The sequence below is a fragment of the Candidatus Neoehrlichia procyonis str. RAC413 genome (assembly GCF_000964795.1).
Lineage (GTDB): Bacteria > Pseudomonadota > Alphaproteobacteria > Rickettsiales > Anaplasmataceae > Neoehrlichia > Neoehrlichia procyonis.
This window is the reverse complement of the sequence record NZ_LANX01000001.1, coordinates 1,069,847-1,096,404: the sequence shown is the minus strand read 5'-3', so window position 1 is coordinate 1,096,404 and position 26,558 is coordinate 1,069,847. Positions and strand designations below refer to the sequence as shown.

Annotated in this window: 20 protein-coding genes; 11 read left to right on the top strand and 9 right to left on the bottom strand. The window is 29.7% G+C overall.

Features of this window, described 5'->3' with window-relative positions; genetic code table 11:
* Positions 1–212: 212 nt before the first annotated feature.
* Positions 213–1,628 carry a dihydrolipoyl dehydrogenase gene (gene lpdA, locus NLO413_RS04125; protein ID WP_045809219.1) on the top strand — a complete coding sequence of 472 codons (1,416 nt, stop codon included), beginning with the start codon at positions 213–215 and terminating at the stop codon, positions 1,626–1,628.
* A 450-nt stretch (positions 1,629–2,078) separates the two neighbouring features.
* On the opposite strand, the gene rho is transcribed toward lpdA, so the two are convergent.
* The gene (gene rho, locus NLO413_RS04120) at positions 2,079–3,425 is read right to left on the bottom strand and encodes a transcription termination factor Rho (RefSeq protein ID WP_045809218.1); all 1,347 of its coding nucleotides are present in this window, start codon (positions 3,423–3,425) and stop codon (positions 2,079–2,081) included.
* A gap of 1,140 nt (positions 3,426–4,565) precedes the next feature.
* Here rho and hslV point away from each other — a divergent pair.
* Genes hslV through ubiE form a run of 3 tightly spaced genes read left to right on the top strand, consistent with a single transcriptional unit; the run spans position 4,566 to position 7,238 of the window.
* Positions 4,566–5,135, top strand: coding sequence for an ATP-dependent protease subunit HslV (hslV, locus tag NLO413_RS04115; protein WP_045809217.1), 570 nt, complete (start codon positions 4,566–4,568; stop codon positions 5,133–5,135).
* A gap of 3 nt (positions 5,136–5,138) precedes the next feature.
* Positions 5,139–6,542, top strand: coding sequence for an ATP-dependent protease ATPase subunit HslU (hslU, locus tag NLO413_RS04110; protein ID WP_045809216.1), 1,404 nt, complete (start codon positions 5,139–5,141; stop codon positions 6,540–6,542).
* Between the two features lie 3 nt (positions 6,543–6,545).
* Positions 6,546–7,238, top strand: coding sequence for a bifunctional demethylmenaquinone methyltransferase/2-methoxy-6-polyprenyl-1,4-benzoquinol methylase UbiE (gene ubiE, locus NLO413_RS04105; protein WP_045809215.1), 693 nt, complete (start codon positions 6,546–6,548; stop codon positions 7,236–7,238).
* Between the two features lie 596 nt (positions 7,239–7,834).
* Here ubiE and metG read toward each other — a convergent pair.
* Positions 7,835–9,361 carry a methionine--tRNA ligase gene (metG, locus tag NLO413_RS04100; RefSeq protein ID WP_045809214.1) on the bottom strand — a complete coding sequence of 509 codons (1,527 nt, stop codon included), beginning with the start codon at positions 9,359–9,361 and terminating at the stop codon, positions 7,835–7,837.
* 707 nt (positions 9,362–10,068) lie between these two features.
* Between metG and NLO413_RS04095 the strand changes: the two genes are divergently transcribed.
* The 4 genes from NLO413_RS04095 (at position 10,069) to cyoE (ending at position 15,151) form a co-directional block, all read left to right on the top strand.
* Positions 10,069–11,286 (top strand): aspartate kinase, encoded by a 1,218-nt coding sequence (locus NLO413_RS04095; protein WP_045809213.1) that lies wholly within the window; start codon positions 10,069–10,071, stop codon positions 11,284–11,286.
* Positions 11,287–11,922: 636 nt separating this feature from the next.
* Positions 11,923–12,702, top strand: coding sequence for a cytochrome c oxidase subunit II (gene coxB / locus NLO413_RS04090; protein ID WP_084229839.1), 780 nt, complete (start codon positions 11,923–11,925; stop codon positions 12,700–12,702).
* 8 nt (positions 12,703–12,710) lie between these two features.
* A complete protein-coding gene (gene ctaD, locus NLO413_RS04085) occupies positions 12,711–14,267 on the top strand; it encodes a cytochrome c oxidase subunit I (protein ID WP_045809212.1) in 1,557 nt (518 codons plus the stop codon).
* A 2-nt stretch (positions 14,268–14,269) separates the two neighbouring features.
* A complete protein-coding gene (gene cyoE / locus NLO413_RS04080; RefSeq protein ID WP_045809211.1) occupies positions 14,270–15,151 on the top strand; it encodes a heme o synthase in 882 nt (293 codons plus the stop codon).
* Positions 15,152–15,516: 365 nt separating this feature from the next.
* Here the strand turns inward: cyoE and NLO413_RS04075 are convergent, their stop codons facing one another.
* Entirely contained in the window at positions 15,517–16,245 is a 729-nt protein-coding gene (locus NLO413_RS04075) for an outer membrane protein assembly factor BamD (RefSeq protein WP_084229837.1), read from the bottom strand.
* A gap of 168 nt (positions 16,246–16,413) precedes the next feature.
* Between NLO413_RS04075 and purD the strand changes: the two genes are divergently transcribed.
* From purD to glmS, 3 genes are all read left to right on the top strand, one after another.
* A complete protein-coding gene (gene purD / locus NLO413_RS04070) occupies positions 16,414–17,682 on the top strand; it encodes a phosphoribosylamine--glycine ligase (RefSeq protein WP_045809209.1) in 1,269 nt (422 codons plus the stop codon).
* A gap of 91 nt (positions 17,683–17,773) precedes the next feature.
* Positions 17,774–18,136 carry a preprotein translocase subunit YajC gene (gene yajC, locus NLO413_RS04065; protein ID WP_045809208.1) on the top strand — a complete coding sequence of 121 codons (363 nt, stop codon included), beginning with the start codon at positions 17,774–17,776 and terminating at the stop codon, positions 18,134–18,136.
* Between the two features lie 53 nt (positions 18,137–18,189).
* Positions 18,190–20,001 (top strand): glutamine--fructose-6-phosphate transaminase (isomerizing), encoded by a 1,812-nt coding sequence (gene glmS, locus NLO413_RS04060; protein ID WP_045809207.1) that lies wholly within the window; start codon positions 18,190–18,192, stop codon positions 19,999–20,001.
* A 479-nt stretch (positions 20,002–20,480) separates the two neighbouring features.
* Here glmS and dnaN read toward each other — a convergent pair whose 3' ends face one another.
* From dnaN to argC, 6 genes are all read right to left on the bottom strand, one after another.
* A complete protein-coding gene (gene dnaN, locus NLO413_RS04055) occupies positions 20,481–21,608 on the bottom strand; it encodes a DNA polymerase III subunit beta (protein ID WP_045809206.1) in 1,128 nt (375 codons plus the stop codon).
* A gap of 61 nt (positions 21,609–21,669) precedes the next feature.
* Positions 21,670–22,287, bottom strand: coding sequence for a ribonuclease D (locus NLO413_RS04050; RefSeq protein WP_045809205.1), 618 nt, complete (start codon positions 22,285–22,287; stop codon positions 21,670–21,672).
* A gap of 66 nt (positions 22,288–22,353) precedes the next feature.
* Positions 22,354–23,151: a response regulator transcription factor gene (locus NLO413_RS04045; RefSeq protein WP_045809204.1), complete on the bottom strand. Its 798-nt coding sequence runs from the start codon at positions 23,149–23,151 to the stop codon at positions 22,354–22,356.
* Between the two features lie 510 nt (positions 23,152–23,661).
* Positions 23,662–24,297, bottom strand: a complete 636-nt coding sequence (locus NLO413_RS04040; protein ID WP_045809203.1) for an ECH_1013 family putative transcriptional regulator — start codon at positions 24,295–24,297, stop codon at positions 23,662–23,664.
* Positions 24,298–24,953: 656 nt separating this feature from the next.
* Positions 24,954–25,472, bottom strand: coding sequence for an inorganic diphosphatase (gene ppa, locus NLO413_RS04035; RefSeq protein ID WP_045809202.1), 519 nt, complete (start codon positions 25,470–25,472; stop codon positions 24,954–24,956).
* A 50-nt stretch (positions 25,473–25,522) separates the two neighbouring features.
* Positions 25,523–26,551: an N-acetyl-gamma-glutamyl-phosphate reductase gene (gene argC, locus NLO413_RS04030; RefSeq protein WP_045809201.1), complete on the bottom strand. Its 1,029-nt coding sequence runs from the start codon at positions 26,549–26,551 to the stop codon at positions 25,523–25,525.
* Positions 26,552–26,558: the final 7 nt, after the last annotated feature.

Sequence of the window (26,558 nt, the reverse complement as noted above, 5' to 3'; positions counted from 1 at the left end):
TTTAATCTAATAAAATATTAATTTTTTAAGTAAAAATCAATACTTTTTAATAAATTAATATTTTGTGTTTAAAATAGCATTCTATACTAACAATACAAATTTACAAATCTTACACATAAGTATGCAACCATTACTTATATCATCAAAAATATCATTGCAATTTATTACCATTATAAATACTATGGAGAATCATTTTTTATAAAAAACACACAATGAATCAGTACGACTTTATAATTATTGGAAGTGGTCCAGGAGGATATATAGCAGCAATACGTGCCGCACAGCTAGGATATACTGTAGCGATTATCGAAAAAGAACAAACTCTAGGTGGAGTATGTTTAAATTGGGGATGCATACCTACTAAATCACTACTTAAATCTGCTGAAATGTATCATATAATAAAAAAAGCATCTTCATTTGGATTGACTGTCAAATCATTAGGATACGATCTCAATAAAATTGTCCAAAGATCACGTAAAGTAGTTGATAAACTATCTAGTGGCATCAGCAGCCTAATGAAAAAGCATAATATAGCAGTTTATTATGGTACTGCCCAATTATATGATAAAAAACTCATAAAAGTTATTTGTAACAATAACAGTATCAATTTGTCAGCAAGACACATAGTAATCGCCACAGGAAGTAGAGCAAAAAATCTACCTCATATTAGTTACAATCATGAAAACATATGGAGTGCAAAAAGTGCAATGATGCCTAAAACACTTCCTAAATCCTTGTTAATAATTGGCACTGGTGCAATAGGCATAGAATTTGCTAGTTTCTACAATACACTAGGCAGTAATGTAAGCATTATAGAACTACAGAACAACATACTACCATTAGAAGATCATGACATATCAAAGACAATACAAAAAATACTAGCTAATTATGGCGTAAATATTTACACAAACAGCTCAGTCATAGAACTCAATCAACATAATGACATAATAAAGGTAAAAATATTAACTAATACTCAAAAGACAACTATTATCGAATGCGAAAAAGTAATATTAGCAGTTGGTGTACAACCGAATACAGAAGGATTAGGTATTGAGAATACAAACATTAATACTGATAAATCTGGATTCATCATTACTGATAAATATTGTAAAACTAATGAACCAAACGTTTATGCTATAGGAGATGTTGCTGGCCCTCCATGTCTTGCCCATAAAGCAAGTCATGAAGCTGTAATATGTATTGAAAAAATTGCAAGTGATGAAAAAAAATTAAACAAAAATATTCACCCACTCATAAAAAACAATATACCAAGTTGCATATATTCGGTTCCACAAATTGCTAGCATAGGATTAACTGAAGTACAAGCAAAGGAAAAAGGATTAGATATTAAAGTTGGAAAATTTTTTGCCAATTGTAATGGAAAAGCTATTGCTTCAGACGAAACAGAAGGATTTATAAAAGTAATTTTTGATAAAACCACAGGAGAATTACTAGGTGCACACATGATTGGTACAGAAGTAACTGAAATGATAAATGGGTACGCTATCAGTAAGCAACTTGAAGCTACAGATCTTGATATAATATCAACAATTTTTCCCCATCCAACACTTTCAGAAATGATGCATGAAGCTGTATTATCTGCAAATAATGAGTCTTTAAATAGTTAAAAACTTATTAAGCAAAACCAACAAGGACTCTGCATATTTTGTACAAAAACTTAATCAAGCACTGATACATTACTTAATTCACATACCAACACACAGTAAACAATTATTAGAACTAGAGAACATATATACTAAATGTCTTCATAACTTTATTGAAACCCATTTTCTAAACTATTCAAATAATACTCTTTAATTTACTTTATATGTAATTAAAGTATCTCATACTTTAAATACTAAACTCTTTTTAAATAACATGAACCATTTTAATAATCATTAAAGCTAATGCCACTCTTTAGCTTATGTTTGTTAGCCTCTATTTGTTTAATTCATATATATTTTTTAACAGATCTCTACTGTTATAATTAGCAATTCCTTGTTACATACGCCTTTAAAACTTTTAATATATACTTCCATATTTATTTACACATTATCTTTTGCCATTACAATTCACTATTAACTATTCATCATCTCAAAAAAGTCATTATTATCTTTTGCTATACTCAATTTATCCCTCAAAAATTCCATAGCTTCTATAGATCCCATTGCCGATAACAATCTCCTTAATAACCACACCTTCTTTAAACATACATTATCTATCAACATATCTTCTTTTCTTGTTCCAGATTTTGATATATCTATTGCTGGATATATCCTCTTATCCGCTATCTTTCTATCAAGAATTATTTCACAATTACCTGTACCTTTAAATTCTTCAAAAATGACCTCATCCATTTTTGATCCTGTTTCTACTAATGCTGTTGCTATTATTGTCAGTGATCCACCTTTCTCTATATTCCTTGCAGCTCCAAAAAATCTTTTTGGCCTTTGCAATGCGTTAGAATCTACTCCTCCTGTTAATACCTTACCAGACGATGGAATCACTGCATTATATGCTCTTGCTAACCTTGTTATCGAATCTAACAATATTACTACATCCTTTTTATGCTCTACCATCCTCTTAGCTTTCTCTATAACTATTTCTGCAAGTTGCACATGTCTATACGCAGGCTCATCAAATGTAGAGCTTACTACTTCCCCCTTCACTGACCTTAACATATCTGTTACTTCTTCCGGCCTTTCATCTATTAATAATACTATTAATTCCATATCTGGATGATTAACCGATATTGAATGCGCTATTTGTTGTAATATTATTGTCTTACCTGCTCTAGGTGGAGCTACTATTAGTGCCCTTTGTCCTTTCCCCAAAGGGGCTATTATATCTATAGCTCTCATACTAATATCCTTTTTATCCTTACCTATTGTATCACTACATTCTAACAGTATTCTTTCCTCCGGATATAACGGTATTAAATCATCAAAGTGTACATATCTTTGCAATTTCCCTATCTCTGTAAAATTTATATTATATGCTTTTACTAATGTAAAATACCTTTCCTTATCACTTGGCGCTCTTATTTCTCCATTAACTATATCACCTGTTCTTAAGTTAAATTTCTTTATTTGCCCTACAGATATATACACATCATCACTACTTGCAGCATAATTAGCTTCTGCAGATCTTAAAAACCCAAATCCATCAGGTAATACTTCAACAACTCCTCCTCCTATCGCTATACCACCTTCACTCACTACTTTCTTCATTAAATGAAATATTATCTCTTGCTTAAGCATCCTACCATTACTAACAACTCCTAACTCTTCTGCTATTATTAACAACTCCTCAGTGCTCTTCTTCTTTAGTTCATTAAGACTTAAAACCTTTGATAGTACCTCACTTTCATTAGCGGAACTTTGTTCCTTTACAACTCCTTCTTCTATAGTAATATCTTCTGACATAAAATTCTCTCTTCAATTAAAATTAAGTTCAATAAAGCTCAATGCAATGCACCTTATACACTTACTCACAATAAACATTGAAATAAACTGCTATAACTTTACTAATTTTTTTAGATTACATAACTCCTATACAGACCCGATAACTCATTGCAACATATAAACAGTAAAAGGAGATATTAGGAACTGCATATTTATAATATAGGTAAAACCTATAGCACAAAAAATTATTATACAAGCTATTTAAAAAAATCATAAAAAAAATTTACCGTAATTCACATAAAAATAAATAAAAAAATGTGCCTTTTTATATTATTTTTTATATAAAATTACAAACTACTTACTCAGTAAATAAACACAAAGTCTTTTGCAAACTACTATAAGTTAAATGAATACAAAACTTAGTGCATTCTATCTAAGTAAAAAAAATTTACTAGTACAACAAAAGAAGTTACATATTATTTACATAATGATAATACTTACAGTATATCACAGTTATGTTGCAATTATAAATCAACCAATACAGTAAAAATAAACCCCACATTAAGTTTAATAACACTTGCAACTTAACTTTATTGTATAATATTCTCTGGTAATATACAACTTAATTTTACTTTTATTAGTTAAATCATTGCTACCATATATTCTATCACATAGATAATGTCAGTAGGCATATGAAGAAAATATTTTAATACTTCTCTCTGTTTAAGTAGTATTCACACAGCAAAAGTCGCAAATACATTGAAATCATGTAAAATTATTAAATTAATCCATTAATACTACTTTTATTCGCTAATGACCTATTTTTTATTCTTTTAATATGTAAATCTAAATTTTTATCGAAAATATCATTAATTGTATCGCCTCTACTTAAGCAATACAATTAATTAGCAGATTCTATAATTAACACCTAACTACAATACAATGACTTTAAAAGAAAGTAGTACAATTATTCTACTATTTTTAAATTTTAAAAATTATAAAATTAATTAAAATCAATTTATTACTTAAAATCTTAACTTCACAGCAACTTACTTATTATTTCTTCATATTTATTGATTTTCAATAATAAGACATATATTATACACTTTTACATAATTATACTAACAACATTTAGATAGCATATATAAAAAGAGGATCTATATGGACCATAAAGACAACAATACAATGTATGGCACAACAATTTTATGTATTAGAAGAAATAATAGTGTCATAATAGCAGGTGATGGACAGGTGTCTTTGGGTCATACCGTAATGAAAACTTCCGCAAAAAAAATAAAGCGCTTAGCAAATAATACAGTAATTACTGGTTTCGCAGGAGCAACTGCAGATGCATTTACCCTATTCGAAAGACTCGAAAGTAAGTTGGAAAAGCATCCTGGACAATTAATGAGAGCATGTGTAGAATTAGCTAAGGATTGGCGTATGGATAGATATTTACGTAAATTAGAAGCAATGATGATTGTTGCAGATAAGTCTGTATCTTTAATCATATCCGGTAACGGTGATGTTTTAGAACCAGAAAATGGAATTGCAGCAATTGGTTCAGGAGGTAATTTTGCATTAGCAGCAGCAAGGGCTTTGTGTTCAGCACAAGAAGACCTTGAAAATACAATGAGTTTAGAGTACATAATAACTACATCTATGAAAATAGCTGCTGAAATTTGCATTTATACTAATCATAACATTATAATGGAAAAAATAGAGGGTTAATTTATGTCTTTGATAAGTAAATATCAAACTTGTAATAATAGCAAAGATCTTCATAGTAGTACTGACCCTATACATCAAAGTCAAGAAGATAGCATAATACAAGAATTATCGCCTAAACAAATCACTCAAGAATTGGATAGGTTCATCATAGGTCAAGCAGAAGCTAAGCGTGCTGTTGCTATAGCATTACGTAATCGCTGGCGTCGTAACAAAGTACCTTTGCCTTTACGAGAAGAAATTATACCAAAAAACATATTAATGATAGGACATACAGGTATTGGTAAAACAGAAATAGCTCGTCGTCTAGCAAAATTAGCTAATGCGCCATTTATAAAAGTTGAAGCAACAAAATTCACTGAAGTTGGTTACGTAGGACGTGATGTAGATTCTATTATACGTGACCTTGTAGATATAGCTATTGGATTAGTTAAAAAAAAATATAGAAAAATTTTTGCAAAAAAAGCTGCGGAAATTGCAGAAAACATTATTTTAAATGCTCTTATTGGTCAAGATGCAAGTGAAGAAACAAGAAATACTTTTCAGAGTAAATTAGCAGCTGGAGAATTTGAAGATTCCGAAATATCAATTAGCGTCAAAGAGAACAAAAGTATAGCTTCTTCCTTTGATATACCAGGAATACAAGGTGGACAAGTAGGAATCATGAACATTAACGAAATAGTACATAAAATGCTAGGAAACAATAAACAACTTAAAACTATTAATGTTACAGTAAAAGAAGCAAGAGAAATACTCATACATGAAGAAACAGAGAAACTAATTGATGAAGATAAAATTATTAAAGAAGCTTTATATATAGCAAGTAATGATGGAATTGTATTCCTAGATGAAATAGATAAAATTGCCGCACGAACAGAAATTAGGGGAGAAGTTAATAGAGAAGGTGTACAACGTGATCTCTTACCACTGCTTGAAGGAACAAGCGTAACAACAAAATATGGGACTATTACAACTGATCATATATTATTTATTGCATCTGGTGCATTTCACCTGGCTAAACCTTCTGATTTATTGCCTGAATTACAAGGGCGCCTTCCTATTAGAGTAGAACTCAACCCTTTAAGCAAAGATGACTTAATCAAAATTCTTACAGAGCCAGAATCAAGTTTATTAAAGCAATATTGTGCTTTAATGAAAACAGAAAATGTGACTATTGATTTTTCTGATGACGGTGTTTCTACAATCGCAGAAATAGCTTCTGTAGTTAATAGAGAAGTTGAAAATATTGGCGCACGAAGGTTACATACTATTTTAGAAAAATTAATGGAAGATATAAGCTATACTGCATCAGAAAATAGCGGAAAAACATATATAATAGATGAGCAATATGTCAAAAGAAAACTTGAAGACATTTCAAAACAACTAGATCTTTCCAAGTTTATTTTATAGCGCATGCAAAAATCTAATTTTGTTCATCAGGTATTTAGCTCGGTAGCACCCTGCTATAATATTATGAATGATATTATGAGTTTCGGTCTTCATAGATTTTGGAAGTTAAAAGTAATTAATTGTATTACCAAAGATAAAGGGTCACTTCTTGATGTAGCATGCGGAACCGGAGACATAGCTATAAAAATTTTGAAAAAGAAAAACCTTGATATTACTGTATGTGATATAAATTATCAGATGATCAGGCATGGTCGCGATTGCGCAATCAATGCAAATGTACTAAAATTACAATGGGTATGTTCAGATGCAGAGCATCTTCCGTTCCCTAACAATACTTTTGACTATTACACTATTATCTTTGGAATACGTAATGTCTCCAACAGGCAACGTGCATTACAGGAAGCATATAGAGTGTTATCCCCTAAAGGGCAATTTATATGTTTAGAATTTTCTCCATTACAAGACAACAACTTGTTTAGCAAAATTTATGACTTTTATTCTTTTTATGTTATTCCTAATATAGGAAAATTTATAGCAAATAATAAAGAAGCATACCAATATCTTGTCGATAGCATTAGGGCATTTCCATCACAAAATAACTTTATACAAGAAATAGAAAATGCCGGTTTTACTGTAATAAACTATGAAAACATGTGTAATAAGATTGTTACCTTATACATAGCAAGCAAAATATAACAAAACAACTCATTAATTTAACTACATTAGCAACTGAATAAGTTATCAACTAACAAACTAATAATATTAAAAAGCACCTTATACACTAAAGTTTACTATATAATTTTTAAACACAATAAATAATTTACTACATTTTATAATGCTTATTATTCCATAGACAAATCATAGCTACCAACACTAATTAAGATACTTCAATCATATATAATATGCAACACAACCCTACTTTCTACAGTGATATTAACATTATATCCACCACACATTAATATAACATACTACCAATAATTTACACTTCACAAATTATTAATTTATAATACAGATACGATCCTTACTATAATAACAAGAAAAATTTATGACAAAAAATAAAGAACCATACTAATATCTTACTGATAGCATTAAAATGCTATCACGAAATAACTTCACATACAAAATAACCATATCAATATATAAAAAATTATTATTGTATGCAAGTATATGAAAATATTATACTATGAATACTACCCTTTCTTTACATAAGATAAAAAATATTAACAACAATTCTCTATTTAATATTTATTAAGAATTAATCAACTAATATAGGACAACTTACTAACATACAATCATTCGTATTTTTGAAAAATAGGCCAAGAATCCGGTAATTTACTTCTCATACTACTCCGTATGAGCAAAGAATTAAAACACCTCTTATCCGCAGAAATGGCTATCTGATCTAAAATTTTTGTAGCTGTATCTGGCATAATAGGTTGCAATAATATACCAATGCATCTTATATATTCTACAAGTTTATATAAAACAGCCTCCATACGTTTTCTATCTGTTTTACAAAGCTGCCATGGAGCCCTTTCAGCTATATATTCATTTGCAGTAGAAGACATACACATTATAAATTTTATAATTTCATAAAGATCATAGTGCAACATATAATTTTTTACTTGATTCAATATATCTTGATAATCAGGCAATGATTCCTTATCGTTAAATAGACTAATATCTACTTCCGGAATAAATCCACCACATTCCCTATGTATAAAAGTAACCGTTCTATGTACAAGATTACCTATATTATTTGCTAATTCATAATTTATACAATTAATAACATTTTGACGCGAAAAATTACCATCATTTCCTATAGGAATTTCTTTAATAAGAAAATATCGAATTTGATCAATACCAAACTCCTTTATCAATTTAAAAGGTTCTATAATATTTCCTACAGATTTAGAAATTTTTTGTCCTTCATTTATCCACCAACCATGTGCCAAAATTTTTTTAGGCAAAGGTAACTTAGCAGCCATCAAAATAGCAGGCCAATATACAGCATGAAATTTTAATATATCTTTCCCTATCACATGCACACTCAAACTATTAACATTATTCCAATATTGTTGATACTCTTTTCGTAAAATATCTGGAAAACCAAGTGCAGTTAAATAATTAGATAAAGCATCAACCCAAACATATATCACATGCTTTTCATCATTTGGCACCCCTATGCCCCATAATAAACCCTGTCTTGATATTGATAAATCCTTTAATCCAGATTTTACAAACGCAATTACTTCATTTAATCTATGTTTTGGTGTAATAAAGTTAGGGTTATTATTATAAAAATCAAGTAACGCATCTTTCCATTCTGACAATTTAAAAAAATAACTAGGTTCCTCTATCCATTCTACTTCAGCTCCCGTAGGGGCGCGATTATTAACAAGTTCTCTTTCATGATAAAATGCCTCATCACGTACAGCATACCAACCGGAATAACGTCCTAAGTATACCTGATTATAATCGCACAAACGTTGCCATAAACAACATACTGCATCTTTATGACGTTTTTCTGTTGTTCGAATAAAGTCATCATAGCTACACTTCATTACATTGGCCAAATTTTTAAAAACAGCACTATTATTATCCACAAAATCTTTTACACAAATACCATTTTTCTCTGCTGCTTTGTGAATCTTATAGCCATGCTCATCTGTACCTGTAACAAACTTAACAGCATATCCATTAAGGCGCATAAACCTTGCCATAACATCGCAAATTAATGTCGTATAAAGATGACCTATATGAGGAACATCATTTACATAGTAGACAGGAGTAGTAACGTAAAAATACTTTTTTTCCATTGTAAATAGCTTTCAGTTTTAGTTAATTACTTATATCAATCCTACAAAAAATCAACTATATAATAACAAATAGATATGCTTATAATAAGGCATATTAGCAGTACTAACACTGTACAAAATCAACTTAATAAAATCAATAAAAGTATGCAGCGCACTTGTTGTTTAAGTGCTAAACTTTTTTGGTATCCCATAGTTAGATACCATATACAATAAGGTCAACACTTCCACAAAACACTTAACGAGAACGTGACAATTATTCTTATACTTTATAGGATAATTTTGAAGATAATTAGTTACAATGCTCAAACCTTTGAATGTTAAGGGCAAAACAAAGTCACTGAATACACAACATTCAGGCAATCCTAAATTGAAGTTAATAATATTAACATGCTCAATAATAAATTTTTGATGTTTTAACTAAACTTAGCTTATTGATTAAGGAAAGGTATGTAAATTACAATTCAATAGCATACAAATTATTTGTGCCACAAACAATTATAAATAATTTATATGCTTATCGCTAATATAGTCTAATGGTTATAGCTAATATTAATTTAAACAAAAATGCTTTACTAACAAATAAAGTACTTTATCTGAATCATGTAGAGTTATAATTTCCTATAAGTTTTAACTTATTATACAAATAACTCATATTAATCCTATAAAAAATCAACTATAATTTACTATAACGACTTGCTCCTTTAACAATGAAAAAAATTATTATTAAAAAATTCGGTGGTACTTCTTTAAAAGATATAGATTGTATTAACCGAGTAGCAAAAATAATTCAAAATGATGTTATAAATAATCATAAAATAGTGGTAGTTGTATCTGCTATGGGTACATTTACCAATAATATTATTTCTACAGTCAAGCAGTTATCTAACTTACATTCTATCTCAGAATTATCTGAATATGACTCTATTATTTCTTCAGGAGAGCAAATATCATCCGGGCTTTTATCTCTTGCATTACAAAAAATGAATATCAAAACTAGATCTTGGCTAGGGTGGCAGATACCTATTAAAACTTCTTCTCATCATTCTAATGCAAGAATAGTTGATATTGAAAGCAGTTTACTCAAAGAATTTTTAGAAGATAATAACGTTGCAATTATCGCTGGATTTCAAGGAGTGTACAATAATCGTATCACAACTTTAGGTAGGGGGGGATCAGATACATCTGCAGTAGCTATTGCTGCTGCATTAAAATCAGACCTCTGTTATATATATACAGATGTAGATGGAATCTACACTACTGACCCTAACATTGTTCCTACAGCACGTAAGCTTAATAATATTACATACGAAGAAATGCTAGAAATGTCTTCTTTAGGAGCAAAAGTATTACAAGTAAGATCTGTAGAAATTGCAATGAGATATAATATAACATTGTGCGTATTATCCACTTTTACAAATACAAAAGGAACATTCGTAACAAAAAGAGGAAGAATTATGGAAAGCCATACTATTACAGGTATTACACTTAATAATAATATAGCAAGTATAACAGTAAATTCTATTAATGCTCTCACCGGCATTGCTTCAGTATTTGCACCACTTGCACAAAATAACATTAGTGTTGACATGATTATACAAAATATAGAGCACAAAAGTATTAATGTAACTTTCACGGTTTCAGAAGATAATATTGCAAGAACAACAGAACTTTTAACAAAGTTAAAAGATCAAATTATATATCAAAATCTAATAGTAAATCCAACTGTATCAGAAATCTCAATTATTGGTGTAGGAATGATATCTAATCCTGGAGTAGCATATAAAATGTTTAGCACTTTAGATAAAAATGGAATAAAAATATTAGCTATCACTACATCAGAAATAAAAATTAGTGTATTAATAGAGCGCCTACATTCAACATTAGCTATCAAAGTTTTACATGATGCATTTGAACTTCAATCATAGTATACCATTAAGTATATACACCTTTAGGTTGTAAAATTTAGGCATATTTCTTAATATGCCAGTAAAACACAGCATTATCGATTATGTTATTATTAAATGACCAATATTGTTATTTATCAACAAAATAACTTATTGCTTTCACCATATCACAGTAAAGCAAACAAAATTTTGCTTATGCTTGTTCCTCAATAGAAGTACAGAACATTACTATATTACACACATTTACAAAATCTTAATACAAAATTCTCACTACATAAAACACATTATTTACACAATGTCACTCAACTATAGCAATCTCACCCTTAAAAAGCATTTTAACATATAGCTTTCCTTATGCACATATTACTTATACATTCTATCACATATATTGACAAACACACAACGCTAAACATATACTCAATTCATTTATAAGCACTTAATCCCTATTATTTATAATTACTACTATTATTTATCATAAATCTATAAAAATAAAGTACATAAGGTAACTTATAATTATACACGCTACAGCACATATGACATATTGCTACATAGTATCAATAGCCTATTATATAATGACAATAAGTCCCAACGGCACAAAATTCTTGCATTTCCATAACCTTGATGATAGAAATGTAAACCAGTAAAATTATAAATTTCATGCTCACAATTTGCCTCTGCTTGCTTTTTTTATTTAATGTAATATGTAACTATTCCAATTCATATGCCATATCTGCATCGCCATGGCAAATAGGTTTTCAGGACCCTGCAACTGATATTATGGAAAACATTATACATTCACATAATGTTGTAATGGTAATAATGCTAACAATATTAGCCATCGTTTTTGCTATGTTGTTATATATAATAATTCGGTTTCGCAAAAAAGATAATGTGCAGGCTACTTTTAACAATAAAAATTCTCATAATGCATTACTCGAAATTACATGGACAGTTATTCCATTAATATTAGTAGGGTTTCTTACAATTAGTAATGTACAATTAATTCAAAAGGAACAAAAAATACCTAAAGCTGAGTTAATCATAAAAGCAATTGGTTATCAGTGGTATTGGAGTTATATATACCCTGATTATAATATTAAATTTGACAGCTACATGAAAGCTTCTAATGATTTAAAAGAAGGGGAATTACGTTTACTTGAAGTAGATCGTAAAATTGTAGTACCAATAAATGTTAATGTATTGGTGCAGGTTACAAGTGCAGATGTAATACATAGCTGGGCAGTACCTGCCCTTGGAGTAAAAATTGATGCAGTTCCAGGTAGATTAAATGAAACTTGGTTTAATATTAAAAAGCCCGGCGTTTATTATGGACAATGCTCTGAACTTTGTGGTAGACTTCATGGATTCATGCCTATTACAATAGTAGCTGTCAGTAAAGAAGAGTTTGCAAAATGGACAAAAGAAAATAAACTTTAGGTCATATTATGAGTAATGAACATTTACCAAAAGGAATAAAACGTTGGTTATTTTCCACTAATCACAAAGATATAGGTACTATGTATATCATATTTTCGATTATCGGAGGAATAGTTGGTGGATTACTGTCACTTATAATACGCACTCAGCTTGCACACATTAATATACTAAATGATAATTACCAACTTTATAATGTAATTGTTACAAGTCATGCGTTAATCATGGTTTTTTTTATGATCATGCCTGCATTAACTGGAGGTTTTGGGAATTGGTTTGTACCATTGTTAATAGGAGCTCCAGATATGGCATTTCCACGATTAAATAATGTAAGTTTCTGGCTACTTGTAGCTTCGCTCATTCTTTTAGTTAGCTCTGTATTAATAGGCGAAGGTGCTGGTACAGGTTGGACACTTTATCCACCTCTATCCTACATTGCTTCTCATCCTGATGCTTCCGTAGATATTGCAATTTTTGCACTACATGTTGCTGGAGCTTCTTCTATTGCTGGATCAGTAAATTTTATAGTAACCATTTTTAATATGCGTGCTACAGGAATGACCTTATTAAAGATGCCTTTATTTGTTTGGACAATATTATTGACATCTTTTATGCTAATTGTCACTTTACCAATATTAGCAGGCGCAATTACAATGCTTTTAACAGATCGTAATTTCGGAACTAGTTTCTTTGATCCATCAGGTGGTGGAGACCCTTTATTATTTCAGCACTTATTTTGGTTTTTTGGCCACCCAGAGGTATATGTAATAATTTTTCCAGCCTTTGGAATTATTACTCAGATTGTCTCAACGTTTTCCCATAAAGCAGTATTTGGATACTTAGGTATGGTATTTGCACTAATAGGAATAGCAACCGTAGGAGGTATCGTATGGGCACACCATATGTTTACTGTAGGATTAAGCGCAGATACAATTGTATATTTTAGTGTAACAACCATGTTAATAGGAGTATTGACTGGTATAAAGGTATTTAGCTGGATTGCAACTATGTGGGGAGGGAATATAGAATTTAAAACTCCTATGTTATTTGCAATAGGATTCATATTTGTCTTTACGGCTGGTGGGCTAACAGGTATTATAATATCTCATGGTGGTATTGATAAAGTGTTACATGATACATATTACGTTGTAGCACATTTTCATTATGTAATGTCTATTGCAGCTTTATTTGCAGCCTACGCAGCTTTTTATTACTGGATAGGTAAAATGTCCGGAAAACAATATAATGAACGTCTAGGAAAGATACACTTTTGGTTCACCTTTATTTCAACTAATTTAACATTTTTTCCTCAGCATTTTTTAGGATTAGCAGGAATGCCTAGAAGAATTCCTGACTACCCTGATGCCTTTATTCCATGGAATTATATATCTTCTGCAGGAGCATTATTATCTTTTATTTCTGCTTTATTTTTCATCTATATAGTAATACTTACTCTGAAAAACGGCAAAAAAGCTCCTAGTAATCCTTGGGGAGGAGATACTCTAGAATGGACTATTCCATCTCCCGCTCCTTTTCACACTTTCAATGAAATTCCAAAAATAGAATAGTCATGGTTTTTAATTCTAAAGAAGATAATATTGCATCTATTTGGGATTACTGGCAGTTATTAAAGCCAAAGATTATGTATCTAGTTGTATTTACTGGAATTACAGGAATGGTAGTAGCACCCGGTAACATACATCCTGTTATTGCCATAATATCCATTGTATGTATTGCTTTAGGCTCAGGTGCAGCAAGTGCTATCAACATGTGGTACGACAGTGATATAGATGCAATAATGACACGCACAAAAAATCGTCCTATACCCATTGGTAAGATACAAAAAAGCTCTACTCTTGAATTTGGATTAGTACTTGCAATATTATCAATTACTATAATGGCAATTTCTGTGAACTACATATCTGCTATTATACTTACTATTAGTATTAATTTCTATGCTGTAGTCTATACTATAATATTAAAAAGAAGAACCCCACAAAATATAGTTATTGGCGGTATAGCTGGATCTTTCCCTCCAATAATTGGATGGACATCTGTCACAGGATCAATTGCATTAGAAAGTTTTATACTTTTCAGCATTATCTTCATGTGGACTCCTCCTCACTTTTGGGCTTTGTCATTGCTAAATTACAACGAATATAAAAAAGCAAACATTCCTATGATGCCTGTTGTATATGGGATACATAAAACAAAGCTTTACATTCTTTTTTATAGTCTTATTCTCATTCCCATTACATTATTACCAGGTCTTTTTGTAAAATATATACTACTATATGAAATAAGTGCAGCAACACTTGGAGTAGTATTCCTAATACATGTATTAAGAATATTTATAAAAAATAACACATTATCTTACAAACAATTATTTACTTATTCAATCTACTACTTGTTTTTATTATTCATTGCAATAATATTATCTACAATAATTTAGTATACCTTTTTTTCATACATCTTTATCTTCTCTACTTGAGTTTCACTAGCAGTCTCATTATTATGGGCTAACATAATACATTTACCCATGGAAAATATAGCTAATTAATAACGTAAAAAAAAAAGAGAAAATCAATTACCACAACAAGCAAGCTGGGTATGAAGAATAATATAAAATATAAAGCTCTTCAAGTCTAGATTTAGCTTACTTATCTGCTTATAATTTAAAAAACTTTAAGAAATAATACTACACAAGTATTTATACTTCATTATGTTTTCAAATTTTGTACATTTTTACAATTCACACTACGACCAAATTATTACTTAATCAAATAAAAACTTAAATACAATACACAAAAACATATATTACTTCTTTGTCTTTAAGTTATTCCAAATACTACCCTTACAACATTTTTCAAGCATCAATAAATACTTATGCGATGTTTGTTCATCTCCTAAAGCTAAATATATTTCATATATTCTATATACACTCTCTGGAAAATAACCTGTATCATTATACTGAGCAAGAATAACATTAAATCTCTTCAGAGCTGCTACATATTCACCTCTTTTTAAGTAAAAATTACCTATAGAAAACTCTTTACCTGCTACATGATGTCTTACATTTGTTAGTTTATCTTTTACAACTGCAACATATTCAGAATCAGGAAATAATTTTATAAATTCACTTGACAAGTCTAATACTTCACTGGCTACTTTCTGATCAAGATCTATATCTTGAATTTGCATATACTTAGATATAATACGCAAATAATATGCAAAATCTATATTTTCACTGTTAGGATACATTTGTATATAATCATCCACTAAAGCATTAGCGCTAGCATAATCACTAATTTGGTAATTTGCAACTGCGGCAATTAAATTACCCTTTATTGCTAGTTCTGAAAAAGGATACAGGTTTTCAATTTCTGCAAAAGTTTTTATTGCATTCTCATATTTCTTAGCCTTAAACTGTTGCACACCACGATTATAAAGTACAGAAGCTGCTTCCTCAAAACTTTTAGTATTAGCGGCCACATAGCTACTAAAACAAATACAACACAACATTAAAACAACTTTCAAGAAATTCATCACAATTTTCCTAAAAAACAAATGCTAGCAAAGTTTAAGCATAAAACAGTTATCAAGGCAAGTTCTTTGTCAAAAGAACATAATCATATACTACATTTTAACATTGACAATCATATAATTTATGGTAGCATTACATACCCAATTTAAGATATTTGTGGTCATCATACAATGAATGTATTAGTTATTGGAGCTGGGGGACGTGAGCACGCGTTACTACATTATTTAAAAAAATCTCCTATGATTAGTCAGCTTTTTATTGCTCCAGGACGTGAAGCAATGTCCAATTTAGCCACCTTGGTGGATGTTAATATAGACGATTTTATAGAAGTAATACAATTATGTAATAAGGAAAAAATTGAACTAGTAGTTATTGGTCCAGAATTACCGCTAGTTAATGGATTAGCCGATGCCTTAACTGATGAAGGTATTTTAGTTTTTGGTCCATCAAAAGCTGCTTCAAGGCTTGAGTCTTCGAAAGGATTTACCAAGGAATTATGTACACGTTATAATATCCCTACAGCAAAATACGGATATTTTATTGATACAAAGTCAGCAAGACAATTTGTGAATAAAAATAAGTTACCACTGGTAATTAAAGCTGACGGTCTTGCAAGTGGCAAAGGCGTTATCATATGCCACACCATTGAAGAGGCTTATGATGCATTAGATTTAATGCTAGTTGAAAAAAAATTTGGACAAGCAGGAGAAGCAGTTGTTATTGAAGAGTTCATTGAAGGAGGAAAAGAAATAAGTTTCTTTACCTTAATCGATGGTACAAATCCTGCTATACTAGGGGTAGCACAAGATTATAAAGCTATATATGACAATAATAAAGGCCCCAATACAGGTGGCATGGGATCTTACTCTGCTCCGGGTATCATTAGCAAAGAAATGGAGCATATTATTGTACAAAAAATTATATACCCAACCATTAAAGCAATGTTCAATATGAACATACAATTTAAAGGAATGCTATTTGCAGGAATAATGATTAAAAAAAATGAGCCAAAACTTCTTGAATATAACGTAAGATTTGGTGATCCAGAAACACAATCCATACTTCCTAGGCTTAATTCCGATTTGTTAAAACTAATGCTATTAACAGCTAAGGGTAAACTTGGTAATGAAGTTGTAGAACTTAATAATAAGTCTGCAGTGTGTGTCGTTGTGGCAAGTAAAGGATATCCCAATAAATATAATACTGGGTCTATAATTAAGGGCTTAGATGCAATTGAAAAATTACCTAACATTAACGTTTTTCATGCAGGCACAAAGTTAGATAGTAGCGGTAATTTTATATCTGATAGTGGAAGAGTGTTAAATATTGTAGCTGAAGCTGATAATTTAGCAAACGCAAAGCACCAGGCTTATGCTGCTCTAGATTTATTGGATTGGCCAGATGGTGTATATAGATATGATATTGGAGCTTGTGAATAAATATAACCTATAGAGATTTACTGGCAAACTAGCTTGACAAAGGTTTTAGTTTTTTGTAAAGTAAGGCATGTATTTTTAGTAGGTTAAAATATTGTTTTTCTCTGAAGCTTTTGCTACATCAGCATCTTCTACATCTGCGACTGGAATAGGTGCGTCAATTGCAGGTTTTGTGCCGTTAGTTTTAATTTTTGTTGTGTTTTACTTCTTAATTATTAGGCCACAGCAAAAAAAAATTAAGGAACACGCAAAACTACTAGATAGTATTAAAAAAGGCGATAAAGTTGTAATATCTGGTAGCATATTAGGAGTAGTTAGTAAAGTTGATACTGCTAATCAGCACTTTTTCATAGAAATTGCAGATGGTATAGAAGTTAAGGTATTGAAGTCTTCAATCTCTGAAGTAATAAATAGAACAAATAATAAATCTCCTGCTTCAGTACCTGAAGGGAAGTAAGAGCAACATAGTTTTAGTATTTACCATCATAACTGTTACAATTAGGTGTTTGCATGTGTGGTGTGTTTGGGATAGTTAGTAAATATCCAGTTGTTCAGTTATTACTGCATGGGTTATCTAAGCTAGAATATAGAGGTTATGATTCCTGTGGTGTTGCAATACTCAGTAATGGTATACAAGTTAAAAAATCTAGCAAAAAAGTTACCCATTTAAGTAGCATTATAAAATCCGATCATACATTTACTAGTACAGTTGGTATTGCACACACCAGATGGGCTACACATGGGGTTCCAACAATTAATAACGCACATCCAATATGTGTTGATAAAGTAGCTGTTGCACATAATGGAACTATAGAAAATTATATAGAAATAAAAGCACAGTTAGAAGCTCAAACTTTAGTTTTTTCGACTAAAACTGACACTGAAGTTATACCACACCTTATACAGCTTAATTTAAAATTAGGATTATCACCCCGCGAAGCTGTAAATCAAGCTATCAAAAAACTGAAAGGAAAATTTTCTATTATAGTATTATTTACAGATTATAATAATTTACTTATAGCAGCAAAAAATGGGTTACCTCTAATACTAGGATATGGGGTAAATACTAACTTTGTATCCTCTGATGCACATGCATTAACTCAGCATGTACAAAAAATTACATATTTAGAAGATAATGATATTGCAGAAATTTATTTCAACAATATAAAAATCTATAACAATAACACTAAGGTGTATCGTAATATTTTTACTAATAATTTTCTAATTAGTGAAACCATTAAAGGTAAATATCCTTATTTTATGCTTAAAGAAATACATGAGCAACCTAAAGTAACACACAATACTATAAATCAATTTTTTGACAATAAAAATTCAATTTCAGTATTTAATGATATTGATTATTTAAAAAATATAGATTCTATAATTATAATAGGTTGTGGATCCTCATATTTTGCTGGACTCATTGCAAAATATTGGATAGAAAACGTTACTAATATACGGGTTTATTTAGATATTGCGTCTGAATTTCGTTATAATAATATTTCTCTTTCAAAAAAAGACACTGTATTACTAATATCACAATCTGGAGAAACAGCTGATACCCTTGAAGCTTTACATTATGCTAAAAAGCAAAATTGCAAAATCATTAGTATAACAAACGTGCCAGGTAATAGTATAGAACAAGCCTCAGATATTGCTTTAAAGACTCTAGCTGGACAGGAAATAGGTGTAGCATCTACAAAAACTTTTTCAGCCCAATTATCTGTTTTAGCATGTTTTACTATATATTTAGCTCAAATTAAAAATAACACCTCTAATAATTTATCACATCTTATAAATTATTTAACATTAATACCAACACATATATCACATGCTCTACAAATAAAAAATATTGATTTAGTAGCAAACACAATTCTAAAACATAATCGCGCAATTGCTATAGGACGAGGCACTTCTTATGGGGTAGCCTTAGAGGGTGCATTAAAAATCAGAGAATTATCTTATATTAACACTATAGGTATTGCAGCAGGAGAAATGAAGCATGGTTCTATTGCACTAATTGATAAATCAATGCCAACAATTGTCATTGCACCATATAATGAATTGTTTCCAAAAAATTTTCTTCATATTCAAGAAATTATAGCAAGAAAAGGCATAGTCATAGCAATGACAGATAAAAACGGTTCCCAAAAATTACAAAATATTTGTGCTCAAATAATAGAGTTACCTCAAACAAACTTTTTTTCATCACCAATTGTATATACAGTAGCAATGCAACTTATTGCATATAAACTCGCAATCAAAAAAGGTATCAATGCAGATCAACCACGAAACCTGGCAAAATCTGTAACAGTAGAATAATCTAAGCAACTCAATATTTTATATATGCACTTATACACAATGTCTTACTCAACAAAATTTACAATAGCAAGTTACTTAATAAGAATGAATGTAAATATAATCAAAATGTGAAATAAGTTATTTAATATTATATAAAAATAACTCAAGTTTATTTATAAATATTACATATATTTTTTACTCGCATTACAGCTTGCATTTATCTGCAGCATTACAGCACATGATATTAATCATAATTCAAAAACAATTACCTAATATAATAACATATAAACTTATTCAATAGCTTACATTTAAACTATAAAAATTAAGCCATAACCTTTGCATTATATAAGTAACTACTACCTTAAAAGCTGACATTCCTGTTTTTAAATTTAACTCATCTTAATTCATTATATATAAATTAAAACTTATCTGATTTTGTACATACTATATTAATTAAAACGCATTTAAAACTTTATCACAATACTCAATACCCTTCTCAATTACATTCTCATTGGCATTATAATATAAAGCGCACGCTCTACATCTTGATCCTGAATCACAACCGCCGTACTATTATCATGAAATGTCAATTTACACTTCTTCTTAATACAATACAAAACCTCCATTATATACCTAGCATTAAGCCCTATAACAATATCTTCTCCAACGTAATCTACATCTAATTCTTCTGTAGCGTCACCTTGATCAGAAGAAGCAGAGCTTATTAATAACTTGTTATAAGTAAAACTTAACTTAATCACTTTTACTTTATCAAAAACAATCACAGATACACGATCTATAGCACTCAATAATACTTCAGATTCCATGAATATATGTTTACCCTCAAACTGTGGAATAATCGGCTTATAATCTGGAAATACACCATCTATTACTTTAGATGTCACTACATAATCCTGATATTGAAAGCAAATTTTTCTTTGTGATAAACTAATTAATGCAACCTTATCTACATCATTACTATGACTAATAATTTTTAGTATTTCATTAACTGTTTTTCTAGGTATAATAATACCAAAATCAAAAAATTCGTTGCTTATGTCAGTTTGCATTAACGATAAACGATGACCATCTGTTGCAACACAACATAAAGCATTATTATTTACATGTAAATATACACCATTTAAATTATATCGACTTTCTTCCACCGACATTGCAAACTTTGTTTTACTCAGTAACTCTATTAAAACTCCTATTTTTAAGCTAAATTTATGCTCTAGTTCATTATTTTCAATAATAGGAAATTTACCTGGATCAACAACATGCAATGAAAATTTGGCATTTTCACATTCTATAACTAACTTTCCATTTTTATTCTCAAATGCTATTTCAACATTATTAGAGAGCTTTTTAACAATATCATAAAGTAGCTGAGCAGAAGTAACTACAACACCATCAGATAGTACATTAGCATTAACACAAGCTACTATTGAAATATCAAGATCAGTAGCAGTTAGACTTATAACCTTATCTTTTGCTTCGATTTTTACACACGATAAAACAATAATACTCTGCCGTTTTTCTATAATATTATTAATATATACTAAGGACTGAAGCAAGTCTTCCTTTACAATTTTAAAATGCAACTTACTTTTTAACAAAGCACTCATGTCACTTTACACACAAAACTTAAATATATAGCAAAAACTCGTTTAAAATCAACTATATTCACTAATTACCATGACTAAATATATCAAAATTATCCCATCCTAGTAAGTCTAGCTCTGCTCTTATAGGAAGAAATCTAAAACAAGCTTCAGCTAACTCTTGTTTGCTTTCACGTTGCAACATCATATCTAATTTATCTTTTATAGCATGTAAATACAACACATCTGATGCCGCATAACTAAGCTGCTCAGACGTTAGAACTGAATGCCCCCAATCAGAGGATTGCTGCACTTTACTTAACTTTACCCCTAAAAAGTCATAACATAAATCCTTTAAGCCATGATGATCAGTATAAGTACGTACTAATTTTGATGCTATTTTTGTACAATAACATGGCACAGACCACACTTTAAGATAATAATAAATAATTGCTATATCAAAACGTGCAAAATGAAAAACCTTCATTACATTATTATCAGAAAGTACCCTTTTTAAATTTGGAGCATCAAAACTATAACCTGTAAACTTTACCAGGTGTGCATCTCCATTACCTGAAGACAACTGCACCAAACACAACCTATCACGCCTATGCACAAGCCCCATAGTTTCTGTGTCAATAGCAACAACATCACCAAGATTTAAATTTTCAGGTAAATCATTATTATGTACAAAAACTGCCATATATTATTACAAATGCATCACTATACCCCAACATTAACATAGAAATACCAAAATCCAAATAATAAATTACACTTCTTCTACATAATCTTTACTCTTTTCATTACCGTATTCCACATTATGATTGGCATCATTCCACATATAATTATTACGATTCCCTCCTGGCTCATCTTCATCATCAGCACATTCTTTAAGAACATAACCACGCCCCCAAACAGTCTCTATATAATTTTTACCATTATTTGCAACCTTTAATTTTTTACGCAATTTACACATAAATACGTCAATGATCTTATCATCTGACGGTTCATCTAATTCTCTATATAAATGTGATAAAAACATCTCTTTTGTCAGGACAGTACCTAAACGTGACGAAAGAAGTTCTATCATACCATACTCTTTCTTGGTCAAATGTACAATTTCGCCATTACACTCAACACATTTATGATCTAAATTAATTGAAATATTCCCAACACGTACTATTGACTCAGGATGCCCCCTGGTACGACGCACAATCGCCTTAATCCTTGCTAGCAGTTCACTTTTATGAAAAGGTTTTGTTATGTAGTCATCTGCACCATAGTATAACCCTTTTACCTTATGAGCTACAGACGAAATGCAAGATAATATTAGTACTGGAACTTTTATTCCTGATTCACGAAGCTTTACCAATATATCATATCCATCTATTTTACCTGGAAAATGTATATCTAATATTACCACATCATAATCATCATTTTTTGGAACAATACTACCGTAACAATCCTGAGCAGAAGTCATAGTCTCACAAAAATGCCCTTCCGAAGACAAAGAAGCCTCTACTGCTTTTGCACATGCAATATCATCTTCTATTAACAATATACGCATAAATATACCTCTAATAAAACCTTATAAAAAATTATATATTACACAACACCCCAAATTAATACTTTAAAGCTCAAAACTAATATGTATTAAAAAGCCCATAATTTAGATATAAAACATCACATTCTCTTTATATAATAATGCATAATACACCCCTCATAATAAATTTATAACAACACTAGATATATAATATTCAAAACTCATAACCATCATTAACTTACAGTTAATAAATCTCAAAAAATTTAATATATAGTGTTATTATGCTAATCAAGCATAACAGCAAATTATATATAACATATTTCTATTATGTTGCACACATAGCACATAAAATCTACTTTATCTATTGAAAGTCACGTTATTATATTATGTATGCAACCTGCTTATTTTACTCAGTAGATAATAACTATATATTTTTTACAAGTAACAGTTAACACTTTCTTAATTACTTCGTAATCAAGATAATAATGCCAACTTACACAAAATACAAATTTTTATTTACGTTACATAAATTAGCTATAAAGCCCTTGCGTACCAAACTACACGACCTAATACTTTTACATCTTCAAGATCGCTTTCATAAGAAGAATATTGCTTATTGTCACACACAATACGCAATCTAATTTTTTGGTTATCTTTTACATATTCTAATCTTCTAATTGATATACCAACTGAATCAATAATGGTAAAAATACCTACTGGGTGAGCAATTTTATCACCTGTATCTACTAATACAATATCCTGATTTACCAATGTAGGCCACATACTATCTCCTTTTACATGATAAAAACGTAAATTTTTTATATCCAATGGCAATTTTATATCTGCAGGTAAATAAAATTTAAAATTATTTGAATGCTCCGATAAGCTATTTTGTACATCTAAATGATGTATAGGAAATATATCATTACCACTCATATCATAAGTACAATTATCACTACTAATTAAATATGACAAAGGCACTTTTAATACTTTCGCTATTGCCATAAGTTTCTTAGATGTAGGATTTGTCGATTTACCACTCAATATATCATAAACGAATGATTTACCAACAGAAGCTCTATCTGCTAATTCACGAGCATTTATCCCCATTTTATCCATTTGTAATTTTATCTTAGTAACTATTGTACCATGATTGTCATGTCTTTCCATACATTAACCTTATAGTGTACATTATTACAACTTATTACAATTTAAACTAGATAAACTCAAGCATTAAATAAATCACAGTTGATTTATTATTACATAATGAACATGTATAATGATTTAGAAATTTTGATCCTTAAATAAAATACATACCTACATATTTTTAAAATATTCTAAAACATATTAAAAATTAGCATGTGTTAGTTATAAATCCACAAATATTACATAATAATAAAAAAACACCCAAACAATAATATTATAGGCAAAATTAATGCACACATTACAAAATATACTGATATAACTAAACTTGGAAATTATCTTATCTTTCTACATAAGTATAGTTATTATACAAATCAAATACAGCATATATGTAATATATATTCAATTGTATTAAAATATTAATAAACTAAAAATATATATTACCATAAATATAAATATTTATTAACAAATATTCTTTTTATTAAAAATCTAATTTACTTCTATACATAAGCTATAAACCAGCAACATTCAAATTTGCTAAATATAAACATTATATTTCCACTGTGATAGAATATGCCTAATAATAAATATTCAACTTAATTTATATAACATAACAACTAGAAGATATAACTCTATTAACAATTTCAATATTCCTAATTTACTTATAAAATAAACTTATAACTTTATTTAATTATGGAATCCAATATCAGTTTCTCTGCATATTTTACATCCTTCCACTCCCCTACAGATGTAAACTTACCTTCTTCTAATTTCTTATAAAAAGAAAAAAAATGAGTTATTGAATCAATAAACGACTTTGATATATCAAGATAACTACAAATATTAGCATAATGAATGTCTACTTTTTTAGTAGGTACGGAGAAAATTTTAACATCCTCACCGGCTTCATCATACATAGTAAGCACTCCTATAGGCCTTACAGAAATTAGCACGCCTGTCATTACTGGGAATCTAGTTAATACTAAAACATCTATAGGATCACCATCACCAGCACAAGTATTAGGAATAAACCCATAATTACATGGATAATACATTGCTGTTGGTAAAAATCTATTTACATATAATAAATTTTTTTCCTTATCAAATTCATACTTAACAGGAGTAGAACCTTGACTAATTTCAATAATAACATTTACTTCTTCTGGAACATTATCACCATAACTTACTTTCTTCAAATCCATTATAACCCTCTAATTACACATTATTATTTCATATACAATACCATGAATACCTAAAGATAAATTGGCATTTGTAGTAAAGCTAAACTTTCTTCTAAAGAAAACATAATATTAAAATTTTGTACAGCCTGACCAGCAGCACCCTTTAATAAATTATCAATTACAGATACTACTATTATACTATTAGTTCGCCTTCCAGAAAAAACTCCTAAATAACAAAAATTAGTACCAATTACTGATTTTGTACTAACTGCCTTATCATTATCTACAAACACAAACTTAGAATCCTGATAAAACGACAATAAAATATCGTTAACATTAGAAACAGAAACTTCATCATTAAGATTTAAATATATATTAGACAATATACCCCTGCTCACTGGTATTAAATGAGGTGTAAATTGCAACATGATATTCTCTTTTTTAGCAAAAAAAGATAATTCTTGCTCTACTTCAGGAATATGCCTATGATGCGAAACATTATATGCCTTAATACTTTCATTAACATCACAAAACATACTCTCTTGCTTTAAAGTTCTCCCAGCACCACTGGCCCCAGATTTTGAATCAACTATTATATCATCTGTGTTTATTAAATTATTTTTTACTAATGGTATAAGAGGAATTAAAATAGAAGTTGCATAACATCCTGGACAAGCAACTAAGCGTGCATCCTTAATTTTCTCATAATAAATCTCCGTTAATCCATATATAGCACTATCTATAAGTTGTGGCGCGCTATGCTTTCCATACCATTCTTGATATATACTAAGTTTTTTTATTCTAAAATCTGCAGATAAATCTATTATTTTTACACGTTCAGGTATATTAACTACTACCTTATTTGATACATTATGCGGAAGGCATAAGAAAACAACATCAACATGTGAAAAATCAATATCATGAAATTGCGAAACTAATAAATTACGGTTACGATCAACATGAAAAAACACATCTGATAACATATGAGAATGCGTTGAACAAAGGTACTTAACCTCCACCATTGGATGAGACACAAGCAATCTTACTACCTCAACTCCTACATAACCTGTAGCACCAATAACAGCAGCCCTGTACCTCATAAAACAG

Bases quoted from the DNA above. Each gene is read 5' to 3' on its own strand.
- lpdA (WP_045809219.1), top strand. From the start codon at position 213: ATGAATCAGTACGACTTTATAATTATTGGAAGTGGTCCAGGAGGATAT.
- rho (WP_045809218.1), bottom strand. From the start codon at position 3,425: ATGTCAGAAGATATTACTATAGAAGAAGGAGTTGTAAAGGAACAAAGT.
- hslV (WP_045809217.1), top strand. From the start codon at position 4,566: ATGGACCATAAAGACAACAATACAATGTATGGCACAACAATTTTATGT.
- hslU (WP_045809216.1), top strand. From the start codon at position 5,139: ATGTCTTTGATAAGTAAATATCAAACTTGTAATAATAGCAAAGATCTT.
- ubiE (WP_045809215.1), top strand. From the start codon at position 6,546: ATGCAAAAATCTAATTTTGTTCATCAGGTATTTAGCTCGGTAGCACCC.
- metG (WP_045809214.1), bottom strand. From the start codon at position 9,361: ATGGAAAAAAAGTATTTTTACGTTACTACTCCTGTCTACTATGTAAAT.
- NLO413_RS04095 (WP_045809213.1), top strand. From the start codon at position 10,069: ATGAAAAAAATTATTATTAAAAAATTCGGTGGTACTTCTTTAAAAGAT.
- coxB (WP_084229839.1), top strand. From the start codon at position 11,923: ATGCTCACAATTTGCCTCTGCTTGCTTTTTTTATTTAATGTAATATGT.
- ctaD (WP_045809212.1), top strand. From the start codon at position 12,711: ATGAGTAATGAACATTTACCAAAAGGAATAAAACGTTGGTTATTTTCC.
- cyoE (WP_045809211.1), top strand. From the start codon at position 14,270: ATGGTTTTTAATTCTAAAGAAGATAATATTGCATCTATTTGGGATTAC.
- NLO413_RS04075 (WP_084229837.1), bottom strand. From the start codon at position 16,245: ATGAATTTCTTGAAAGTTGTTTTAATGTTGTGTTGTATTTGTTTTAGT.
- purD (WP_045809209.1), top strand. From the start codon at position 16,414: ATGAATGTATTAGTTATTGGAGCTGGGGGACGTGAGCACGCGTTACTA.
- glmS (WP_045809207.1), top strand. From the start codon at position 18,190: ATGTGTGGTGTGTTTGGGATAGTTAGTAAATATCCAGTTGTTCAGTTA.
- dnaN (WP_045809206.1), bottom strand. From the start codon at position 21,608: ATGAGTGCTTTGTTAAAAAGTAAGTTGCATTTTAAAATTGTAAAGGAA.
- NLO413_RS04050 (WP_045809205.1), bottom strand. From the start codon at position 22,287: ATGGCAGTTTTTGTACATAATAATGATTTACCTGAAAATTTAAATCTT.
- NLO413_RS04045 (WP_045809204.1), bottom strand. From the start codon at position 23,151: ATGCGTATATTGTTAATAGAAGATGATATTGCATGTGCAAAAGCAGTA.
- NLO413_RS04040 (WP_045809203.1), bottom strand. From the start codon at position 24,297: ATGGAAAGACATGACAATCATGGTACAATAGTTACTAAGATAAAATTA.
- ppa (WP_045809202.1), bottom strand. From the start codon at position 25,472: ATGGATTTGAAGAAAGTAAGTTATGGTGATAATGTTCCAGAAGAAGTA.
- argC (WP_045809201.1), bottom strand. From the start codon at position 26,551: ATGAGGTACAGGGCTGCTGTTATTGGTGCTACAGGTTATGTAGGAGTT.